Origin of the sequence: Thiomicrospira sp. WB1 (assembly GCF_001507535.1) — a bacterium.
GTDB lineage: Bacteria > Pseudomonadota > Gammaproteobacteria > Thiomicrospirales > Thiomicrospiraceae > Hydrogenovibrio.
Map to the genome: position 1 here is coordinate 1 of NZ_LQBN01000006.1, position 3382 is coordinate 3382.

Below are 3382 nucleotides of genomic sequence, written 5' to 3' on the forward strand. Positions count from 1 at the left end.
GAAAACATGAACGCGGCACGTTCACGGATTCTGGATGCGGACTTTGCGGCGGAAAGTGCGGCGCTGGCACGTACCCAGGTGTTGCAGCAGGCCGGTATGAGCATGCTCAGTCAGGCCAACCAGCAGTCACAGAATGTGATGCAGTTGCTGCAGTAGAAGAGCCATCGCCTTTTTCACCAGGCCTGGTGAAAAAGGCATTCAATCGACGAAAGACTTAGATTTATAACAACGAGGAAGAAGAAAAGGGCAGGCTTTTTTACCAACGTTCTGAGGTGTTTTTTGCCTGAGAATGCTGGCCAAAGAGGCTTTTGAAAGTTCCCTTGTGTTTAGCCGCTTTTTAGCGGCTTTTTTTGTTTTGCAACGGCAAAAAAGTCAAAAAAAAAGCTCAATAAAAATCAGGGGCGCCGATAACTTCATTGAGTGATAAGAATAACAAGACAAACATCACACACAAGAAAAGGAGAGACATCATGGCAATGGTGATTAACACAAACATGGCGGCCCTTAACGCCAACCGGATTCTGGATAAAACCAGCGTTGAGCAGTCTACGGCAATGGAGCGTCTGACGTCCGGTCAGCGTATCAACTCTGCCGCCGATGATGCGGCGGGTCTGGCGGTCGCCACCGGCATGACTTCACAGATTCGTGGGACCGAACAAGCGATTCGAAATGCTAATGACGGCATGGCGATGATTCAGACTGTGGATGGCGCGACCGAAGAGGTGGTCGGAATGATGCAGCGCATGCGTGAGCTGGCGGTGCAATCCATGAACGGCACCTATAACGCTGAAAACCGCACACAGATGGACGAAGAATTCACTCAGTTGCAGAACGAGATCGACCGGATCGCGAAGACCACCAAATTTAACGAAACGTCTTTGATGAACGGTTCCAATGCTGCGATCAGCTTGCACGTTGGCTGGGAAACCGGTGCCGACAACAAGATCACCGTTTCGTTGGAAGGGTTCAGTCTGGGATCGTTGAACACATCAACCGCTGTGGCCATTGATGATGCCGGTTCGGCGTCCAATGCGATTACACAGATCGATGCCGATCTCTCCAATATCAATACGTTTCGAGCCAAGTGGGGTGCGTTGCAGAACCGTCTGGAATCGACCGTTTCCAACTTGGCAAACGTGAACGAAAACATGAATTCGGCCCGTTCTCAGATTCAGGATGCCGACTTCGCCCGTGAAAGTGCCAACCTGGCGCGGACGCAGGTATTGCAGCAGGCTGGTATGAGCATGCTCAGCCAGGCTAACCAGCAATCGCAGAACGTGCTTTCATTGTTGAGATAACGTTGATTGATTAAGAACACACACTAGCAAAAAGGGAGAGACATCATGGCAATGGTGATTAACACAAACATGGCGGCGATGAATGCCAATCGAATTCTGGATAAAACCAGTGTGGAACAGTCCACAGCAATGGAACGTCTGACGTCCGGTCAACGCATCAACTCCGCCGCCGATGACGCGGCGGGTCTGGCGGTCGCCACCGGCATGACTTCACAGATTCGTGGGACGGATCAATCCATCCGAAACGCCAATGACGGCATGGCTCTGATTCAGACCCAGGACGGCGCCATGGAAGAGGTCGTCAACATGATGCAGCGCATGCGTGAGTTGGCGGTTCAATCCATGAACGGTACTTACAACGACGAAAACCGTCAACAAATGGAAGAAGAGTACGGTCAGCTGGCAGCTGAAATCGATCGCGTAGGCGACACCACCAAGTTCAATGAAATTGAACTCATGGACGGTACCAACACCGTGATCAGTTTGCATGTGGGCTGGGAAAACGGTTCGGTCAATAAAATTAATATTTCCACCGTCGATGTGACCTCGGTTGCGGGGGATCTGGATGGTCTGACCATTAGTACCGTGGCCAATGCTTCAACGGTGGTGGGGTCAATTGATGGGGCCATCAGCTCGATCAACTTGGAACGTGCCAAATGGGGTGCGTTGCAGAACCGTCTGGAATCGACCGTTTCCAACCTGGCAAACGTGAACGAAAACATGAATTCGGCCCGTTCTCAGATTCAGGATGCCGACTTCGCCCGTGAAAGTGCCAACCTGGCGCGGACGCAGGTGTTGCAGCAGGCTGGTATGAGCATGCTCAGCCAGGCTAACCAGCAATCGCAGAACGTGTTGTCGCTGTTGCGATAAAGCGCACGCATTATCTGCTCAAACCCCGCCCCGGCGGGGTTTTTTGTGCCCGGAAGAAAAAAAGCTAAAGAATCCCGGTTGCGGTCGTTAACGTTATTGAAGGCGCAAAAGATGCCTCACATACAAAAACGATAAAAAGACGTGCTGCCACACACAGCACACACAAGCAACACAAGGGAGAAATATCATGGCAATGGTAATCAATACCAATATGGCCGCGATCAATGCGGTCCGCATCCTCGATTCCACCAAATCCGAGCAATCCACGGCAATGGAACGTCTGACCTCCGGTCTTCGCATCAACAAAGCGGCGGATGATGCCGCGGGCTTGGCGGTGACCACCGGGATGACCACCCAGATTCGCGGCACCGATGTCGCCATTCGTAACGCCAACGACGGCATCTCACTGGTTCAGACCCTGGATGGGGCCAGCGAAGAGATCGTCAGCATGATGCAGCGGATGCGTGAGCTCTCGGTTCAGGCGTTGAACGGCACCTACAGTGACATGAACCGTCAGCAGATGAATGAAGAATTTCAGCAGTTGCAGCGCGAAATTCAGCGTGTGTCGGACACCACCAAATTTAATGAGACACCGTTGATGAACGGCTCCATTGCCAGTGTTGGCCTGCACATTGGTTGGGAAGCGGGTTCCACCAACAAACTGTACATTTCAACCTACAACTTCAGTCAGGGTAACCTGAGCGCCGGGTTGAGCAATGCCAGCATTGGCAATATCAGTGCAGCGAGTGCGGCGATCTCTGCGATCACAAATGACCTGTCCACCATCAACGTCAACCGTGCGAAATGGGGTGCGATCCAGAACCGTTTGGAATCCACTGTGTCGAACCTGGCGAACGTGAACGAAAACATGAACGCGGCACGTTCACGGATTCTGGATGCGGACTTTGCGGCGGAAAGTGCGGCGCTGGCACGTACCCAGGTGTTGCAGCAGGCCGGTATGAGCATGCTCAGTCAGGCCAACCAGCAGTCACAGAATGTGATGCAGTTGCTGCAGTAGAAGAGCCATCGCCTTTTTCACCAGGCCTGGTGAAAAAGGCATTCAATCGACGAAAGACTTAGATTTATAACAACGAGGAAGAAGAAAAGGGCAGGCTTTTTTACCAACGTTCTGAGGTGTTTTTTGCCTGAGAATGCTGGCCAAAGAGGCTTTTGAAAGTTCCCTTGTGTTTAGCCGCTTTTTAGCGGCTTTTTTT

4 protein-coding genes are annotated in these 3382 nt (G+C 51.8%); all 4 read left to right on the forward strand.

Going from position 1 to position 3382, the window contains the following annotated elements:
- Positions 1-156 (forward strand): flagellin (locus tag AVO41_RS10535; RefSeq protein ID WP_255357713.1); only part of this gene is annotated, 156 nt, incomplete at its 5' end.
- A gap of 314 nt (positions 157-470) precedes the next feature.
- Positions 471-1298 carry a flagellin gene (locus AVO41_RS10540; RefSeq protein ID WP_068585834.1) on the forward strand — a complete coding sequence of 276 codons (828 nt, stop codon included), beginning with the start codon at positions 471-473 and terminating at the stop codon, positions 1296-1298.
- Positions 1299-1343: 45 nt separating this feature from the next.
- Positions 1344-2168 carry a flagellin gene (locus tag AVO41_RS10545; protein ID WP_068585839.1) on the forward strand — a complete coding sequence of 275 codons (825 nt, stop codon included), beginning with the start codon at positions 1344-1346 and terminating at the stop codon, positions 2166-2168.
- Between the two features lie 187 nt (positions 2169-2355).
- Positions 2356-3186: a flagellin gene (locus AVO41_RS10550; RefSeq protein WP_068585842.1), complete on the forward strand. Its 831-nt coding sequence runs from the start codon at positions 2356-2358 to the stop codon at positions 3184-3186.
- Positions 3187-3382: the final 196 nt, after the last annotated feature.

Excerpts from the sequence above, each read along its gene's own strand:
- AVO41_RS10550 (WP_068585842.1), top strand. The coding sequence starts at position 2,356 with ATGGCAATGGTAATCAATACCAATATGGCCGCGATCAATGCGGTCCGC.
- AVO41_RS10540 (WP_068585834.1), top strand. The coding sequence starts at position 471 with ATGGCAATGGTGATTAACACAAACATGGCGGCCCTTAACGCCAACCGG.
- AVO41_RS10545 (WP_068585839.1), top strand. The coding sequence starts at position 1,344 with ATGGCAATGGTGATTAACACAAACATGGCGGCGATGAATGCCAATCGA.